Annotated in this window: 5 protein-coding genes, 1 tRNA gene and 3 other annotated features; all 6 genes read right to left on the minus strand. The window is 31.2% G+C overall.

The window, feature by feature from the left end; all coding sequences use genetic code 11:
- Position 1 precedes the first annotated feature (1 nt).
- Complete coding sequence (locus RYO54_RS15525; RefSeq protein WP_315120734.1) at positions 2-1,075, minus strand: LiaI-LiaF-like domain-containing protein; 1,074 nt, start codon at positions 1,073-1,075, stop codon at positions 2-4.
- Positions 1,076-1,178: 103 nt separating this feature from the next.
- Positions 1,179-1,919, minus strand: a complete 741-nt coding sequence (locus tag RYO54_RS15530; protein ID WP_315120738.1) for a cadmium resistance transporter — start codon at positions 1,917-1,919, stop codon at positions 1,179-1,181.
- Positions 1,920-2,426: 507 nt separating this feature from the next.
- Positions 2,427-3,221: an ATP-binding cassette domain-containing protein gene (locus RYO54_RS15535; protein WP_315120740.1), complete on the minus strand. Its 795-nt coding sequence runs from the start codon at positions 3,219-3,221 to the stop codon at positions 2,427-2,429.
- Positions 3,222-3,257: 36 nt separating this feature from the next.
- Positions 3,258-4,091: an ABC transporter permease subunit gene (locus RYO54_RS15540; protein ID WP_315120743.1), complete on the minus strand. Its 834-nt coding sequence runs from the start codon at positions 4,089-4,091 to the stop codon at positions 3,258-3,260.
- Positions 4,091-5,086 carry an ABC transporter substrate-binding protein gene (locus tag RYO54_RS15545; RefSeq protein ID WP_315120746.1) on the minus strand — a complete coding sequence of 332 codons (996 nt, stop codon included), beginning with the start codon at positions 5,084-5,086 and terminating at the stop codon, positions 4,091-4,093. Before RYO54_RS15545 ends, RYO54_RS15540 begins: the two co-directional genes overlap by 1 nt.
- Positions 5,087-5,144: 58 nt before the next feature.
- Positions 5,145-5,471: a binding site (T-box leader), on the minus strand.
- A gap of 329 nt (positions 5,472-5,800) precedes the next feature.
- Positions 5,801-6,129, minus strand: a binding site (T-box leader).
- Positions 6,130-6,213: 84 nt separating this feature from the next.
- Positions 6,214-6,543, minus strand: a binding site (T-box leader).
- Positions 6,544-6,622: 79 nt separating this feature from the next.
- A tRNA-Asn gene (locus RYO54_RS15550) sits at positions 6,623-6,697 on the minus strand.
- Positions 6,698-6,757 lie beyond the last annotated feature (60 nt).

Raw genomic sequence — 6,757 nt, forward strand, 5'->3', positions numbered from 1 at the left:
TTTACCATTCTCCTGTTTCTATATCTATAGATCCTATTTTAACATCTACATTTAATTTTCCTGCACCATTTCCAAGAGTCTTTGAAAGATTTGAATTTACCTTGTCCTCGTCATTTAATCTAATTTTTCCTTGATTAATTTTCAAAGCTGCAGTTAGATTATTATCTGAAGTATTTATATTTACAGATCCTAAATTCATATCAATATTTAAATCTTTACACTGTTTATTATCAACATTTATCTCACCATTGTTAACTTTTATAGTTCCTTCTCTAACATCTCCATTAAAGCTAACTTTACCATTATTCATTATTACATTTGCAACGTTTGAATTAGCCCCTTCAATTAATCCATTATTTGCTTTGATATTTAAATTTTTTGAATCCCCTAAGTGAATACCAGCATTGTTGCAATCTATTTTTAAACTATTTGCTGTTTTATAATCTTCACTATCAAATTTTAAGTTATTTGCTTTTATATCTATATCCATATTTTCGGGGATATATATTTCTCCACTAACACCTTTAACTGAAGATTCTGTTATAGAAAATTCATATCCATCCTTTAATTTATTCTCTTTTATTTCATAACTATCTCTTTTATCATTTTTGTTTACATAAACATTAAGTTCTAATCTAACTTTTCCGTCCTCAGATTTTTTCACTTCAATATCAGCGTTATTTGTGTCAAATACAATTTTCTTACCAAAGGGTTCTAGTACCTTCTCTGTTTTTATCCCTCTTTCATTGTTCGTAAAATCTATATCATCAAATACTACACTTAGTCCATCTTTAAATATATTAGAATCCTTTGGGATTTTACTCTCAACAAAAACAAAAGAATTTATTCCTATAAAAATTATGGTCAATGGTATGATTAAAAAATTAAATCCTACTTTTTCATTTTCCCTTTTCATATTGTTTAAAATTATTATTTCTGCACCAAATAGGATTATCAATACTGGCCACCATTTTATCATTTCCACACTAATGTCATAGGAAAAATTTCTTAACATGAGCCAAATACCTATAAATATAAATCCTACTGATGAAGTTATAGTTCCAACTTTTCTCATATTTTACCTCTCCTTAAATATTTATCGTATATATATATTTTAACTCAAATACAGTTTTAAGACCTTAATTTTATATGAAGATTATATAAAGATTTCCTCAGTGTTAAATTCTTATAATATATTTATAAATCATCTTTACTTTTAACTTATAGATCTTACTTGCAAATAAACTTATGATTCCGCTTTCCATTAAAATAAAAACTCCCAACCCTATGAATATTATTGGAACAAAAATATGCTCATACTTTTCAATACTTCTCTGTACAAAAGGGTGCTCTGATAACTTTATACCAATGAAACACCAAAGTGTCGTTAGAATCAAAAATATTATCACCGTTATCAATATATCCATTAAATTCATCCTTGCAAAAAGAGGTATATAAATTCCTATATTATCTCCACCGTTAGCAAAAGTTACAATAAATACTTTTACAACGCTTGGATTAATAAAATTCTTGATAAAAGTTGCTATACGTTTCTCTTGAATATCAGTTGTTTCTTCAATTATTTCTTCTACTTTACCATTCTCACTTTTTTGAAGTTCTTGCTGAGCTGTATTCTCATTATCCTTGATTTCTTTTTTATGATCAACATACGCTTTTATTCCTAAATATATAGGTACTAACCCGAGTAGACCAATATATTCATGGGGAATTACTGATGCACCCAAAGCCCCTATAATGCTTATTGCAATTAAAGCCCCTATTCCCAAATAATGCCCAATAACAATGTGCCGTGTTTTCATAACATTATTTATTTGAGATGAAAGCAGCATGAGTATAAATATATCATCAATATTGGTACTGATAAATGCAACAAAAGCCGTTATTACTGTACTAATCAATAAATTCCCCTCCATCTCACCTATTCAAAATAATAATAGAAGTCTTAATGCGTAACAGAATACAGTTCTGGATTAAAAATAATCAAAGGCTATATTCACAGTCTTATTTTATGAGTACTGTATAAAAAAAGCAATACGCAAATCCTTTTACTATCTTAGATTGTTTCATTTTCTATCATGTAAGCAACTTACTCTATATTTCAAACCTTTCGTATACATTAATCTTAAAATTTTTGGAGTAAGAATGAAATATCCTACATCTTATATCTATACTCGTTATCATTATATTTATAATTTTATGGTATGTTCTTTGTTAAATGTATTATCTTTGTAGAAATTTACAATTTTAAAAATATATTTGTAAAAAACAAAAGAGCTAAGCATGTAGTGAAATAGCGACTTTTTCTGGAGGGGCTTCACTATGTGTTTAGCTCTCTATTTGTGAAACTAAATTATAATTGTACAAATTTATAAATGAGGAAATAATTCTATAAAAGTATTTTTACATTAAGAGAACAAAGCTCTATCACTTATTACTTCACTTGATTGAATGTTATCAAAATATGATAATAGTTTATTGATAGTTAAATTTTTCTTATCTTGCCCTTTAATATCTAATATAATTTCTCCCCTATGCATCATTATAAGCCTATTTCCAGTCTTTATTGCATGATTCAAATTATGAGTTACCATAAGAGTTGTTATTTTCTTTTCGTCCACTATCTCATTTGTAAGCTCTAGTATTCTTTCAGAAGTTTTAGGATCTAGTGCTGCTGTATGTTCATCAAGAAGCATTAGGCTCGGCTCCGACATAACAGTCATAATTAAAGCTAACGCCTGTCTTTGTCCTCCCGATAACATTCCAACTTTAGTATGAAGCTTATCTTCAAGACCTAAATTTAATCTTGATAGCAGTTCTTTAAAATAATCAATATCTTTTACAGATACTCCTTTAGAAAGTCCGAATCTCTTTCCCTTATTATTAGCAAGTGACAAATTTTCTAAAATAGTCATTGAGGGAGAGGTACCCATAGATGGATCCTGAAAAACTCTACCTATGGATCTGGTTCTTTTAAATTCAGGTAGCTTTGATATATCTCTATCTTGTAAAGTAACTTCTCCATTATCGACTTCGATTGATCCAGCTATTATATTTAGAAGAGTAGATTTTCCTGCTCCATTACTACCAACAACAGTTATAAAATCCCCCTCATTTATATGAAAAGATAAATTATTAAAAAGAATATTTTCGTTTGCAGTATCTCTATTAAATGTTTTAAGCAGATTTTTTATTGTCAACATACGTTCTACCCCCTGTAGCTAAAGATTTATTTGATTTTAAAGAAAAGTTTTGCCATTTAATGACAGTGCTATTACAACAATTATTGAAGTTATCAATTTTAAATCTGTCGGAGGAAAACCAAGTTTTAATGCAAGAGCTGTGCAAGTTTTGTATAAAATAGAACCTAAAATAGCAATAGTTGTTATCTTAAGAGCAGAAAATCTTTTAAACATAGTTTCTCCAATTATTATTGAAGCAAGCCCCATAACAATTATACCTGTTCCCATACCAACGTCTGAAAATCTTTGATACTGAGCCATCATCGACCCTGATAATGCAACTAACCCATTAGAAATTGATAATCCTAATATTTTAATTAATCCTTTATCTATCCCTAAAGAAGTTACTAACTGTGGATTATCCCCTGTTGCTTTTAATATAAATCCTAACTTACTGCTGAAGAAAAAATCTAAAGAAACCTTTGCTATTAAAGCAAAAATTGCAATAATCACCAATGGATGGACTCCTTCAATAAAAACCGTACTTTTATTGAAAAATGGTATATTAGCTTTACCCATTATTCTTAGATTTATTGAATATAGACCTATCATTACTAAAATACCAGATAATAAATTCGTAATTTTAAGCTTTACATGTAGTAATCCAGTTATTGCTCCAGCCATCATACCTACTATAAATGATAATATACAAGCCATGTATGGATTGATTCCACTCATGAAACATCCAGCTGTTACAGCTGCCCCTAAGGGAAAGCTACCATCCACAGATAAATCTGGGAAATCTAATATTTTATAGGTTATATATACTCCTAAAACCATTATAGAAAATATTAATCCTTGTTCTAAGGTATTAATCCAAAAATTAATCATTATTTACCCCCTCCAATAATAGTAGCCTTTTCCATTAAATCTTCTGGAATATTTATATTTAACTTTTTAGCGCTGTCCATATTGATAACTAACTGAGTATCCTTTAGTGTAGTTATTGGCATATCTTGTGGTTTCTTTCCATTTATGATTTCAATAGCAGCTTCTCCAGTTTGATAACCGAGTTTATAATAATCTATTCCTTCAGTGGCTAAGGCTCCTCCTTCAACCTCTCCGATTACAGCACCGATTATAGGTATTTTCTTCTCTGTACATTTAGTTGAAATTAGTGGCATTGATGAAGCAACCATATTATCAGTTGGCGCATATAAAACATCTATTTTAGGGATTAAGGCCTCTAATGTTTGGGAAATATCATTTACACTAGATATTCCTGTAGTTATAATTTCTAATCCATACTTTGGAGCAAGTTTTTTAGCTTGTTCAATATCTGACTCTGAATTAACTTCGCTAGTATTGTACATTATTCCAACTTTTTTAGCTGTTGGTACCAACTTTTTAAGTAGTTCAAATTGTTTATCTAATGGAGCTGCATCCGTAGTTCCAGCAACATTTGTTCCTGATTTGTCCAAAGAATTTACAAGTCCAGCCTTAACTGGATCAGTAACAGCAGTCACCAGTATTGGAATATCTTTTGTCAAATTGTATGCAGCTTGAGCTGAAGGTGTTGCGATTGCAAGTATCAAATCTTTCTTTTGTGATACAAAATTTTGTGCAATAGTTTGGGTTATGGACATATCTCCTTGAGCATTTTGGAAATCTATTTTTATTTTTTCCCCATCCTTAAATCCGTTATCTGCAAGTGCATCAATAAAACCCTTTCTAGTGGAATCCAAGGATTCATGTTCAATAATTTGTGATATTCCTATTTTTATCACTTCACCAGAAGTTGAAGATGTTTTTGCACATCCACCTAATATAGTTGTTGTTAATAATAAACCTAATGTTAAAGTTTTTATCATTGTTTTTCTTATCATAATTATTACCCCCTAATATTTATTGTCTTATATAAAATAAAAACACACTTCTCCTCAACAATGAGGCGAAGTGTGTCCGCGGTACCACCCAAATTTATATCTCTAAAAATCGCTATAAGCTTCGTATTGCGTCGTCATGCTGGCTTATTGCGGTGCTCATTTAACTTAACTAAACTCCGCTCCTCATTACGCCACATTCCTAGCACTGCTCGCTTCTATCAATTTTTTAAATCTTTAACGACTTTCGCCGGCGCAGCCTACTCTTAAATAATTTCAGCTTGCAATTCAAGGGTGAATTTCAATAGTTATAGTTATAGGGCTCTCACCTTTCCCCTACTCTCTTTAAAACATCCCACTATTTACTTATCCCTTTCATAATCTTTACCTTATTCATTTATTAATTCTAGTATGTTTAAACTTTATAATTTCTTATTAATAAGATCATTAACTTTTTTCCTTTTAAAAATTCTAATCAAGTGATTCTTAGCTTCAGATGGAGTCTGCTTAATAGGAATACTTACTCCAACTGAAGCTTAGAAGAACTTATCCAGGGACGTAGCATCCGTTATGCACAGCATAAGAACTCTAAATCGCTGAAGCTCAAGAGTTCTAATATCTCCCACTTGTAGAAGATGGGAGTATTACGGATGGTAGTCATCGGATAAATTTAACGGCTTTAAAAAAGAAAATAAAAAAAGCACACTCAATCTCCCTCACTGGGGCGAAAGGTCTGCCGCGGTACCACCCAAATTTATATCTCTAAAAATCGCTATAAGCTTCGTATTGCGTCGTCATGCTGGCTTATTGCGGTGCTCATTTAACTTAACTAAACTCCGCTCCTCATTACGCCACATTCCTAGCACTACTCGCTTCTAGTAATTTTAAAAATTTCTAACGACTTTCGCCGGCACAGCCTACTCTTAAATAATTTCAGCTTGCAATTCAAGGATGAATTTCAATAGTCATAGTCCATGGAGCTCTCACCTATTCCCCACTCTCTTTAAAACATTCTACTATTTACTTATTCCTATCATAATTTTTATTTTTTTATTTAGTTTATGCAGTATTGATTAAAATGTTACCATTTTTTTATTTTTGCCAAATAAAAAAAGCACACTTACTTCCCCTAATGGGGCGAAAAGTCTGCCGCGGTACCACCCAAATTTATATCTCTAAAAAAATTTCTATAAGCTTCGCATTGCGTTGTCATGTTGGCTTATTGCGGTGCTCATTTAGCTTAACTAAACTCCACTCCTCATTGCGCCACATTCCTAGCACTACTCGCTTCTAGTAATTTTTAAAATTTCTAACGACTTTCGCCGGCACAGCTTACTCTTAAATAGTTTCAGCTTGCAACTCAAGGGTGAATTTCAATAGTTTTAGTTTATGGGTTCACAGCTTATCCCACTCTCTTTAAAACATATTATCTATCTACTTATCCCTGTCACTGTTATTAATTATGTTATTAAATAAGTTATCATAATTCCTTATAAAAATCAATAGTTATTTTAAAAATAATTCTCAAAAAATAAAAAATGGCTCCGCGAAAAGGATTCGAACCTTCAACCTATCGGTTAACAGCCGAGTGCTCCACCGTTGAGCTATCGCGGAACAATATTAGACCTGGCGACGACCTACTTTTCCACAAGGCCTCCCTTGTAGTATCATCGG

Source organism: uncultured Clostridium sp., from assembly GCF_963515715.1.
Taxonomy (GTDB): Bacteria; Bacillota; Clostridia; order Clostridiales; family Clostridiaceae; genus Clostridium_AW.

Bases quoted from the DNA above. Each gene is read 5' to 3' on its own strand.
- RYO54_RS15535 (WP_315120740.1), bottom strand. From the start codon at position 3,221: ATGTTGACAATAAAAAATCTGCTTAAAACATTTAATAGAGATACTGCA.
- RYO54_RS15525 (WP_315120734.1), bottom strand. From the start codon at position 1,075: ATGAGAAAAGTTGGAACTATAACTTCATCAGTAGGATTTATATTTATA.
- RYO54_RS15545 (WP_315120746.1), bottom strand. From the start codon at position 5,086: ATGATAAGAAAAACAATGATAAAAACTTTAACATTAGGTTTATTATTA.
- RYO54_RS15540 (WP_315120743.1), bottom strand. From the start codon at position 4,091: ATGATTAATTTTTGGATTAATACCTTAGAACAAGGATTAATATTTTCT.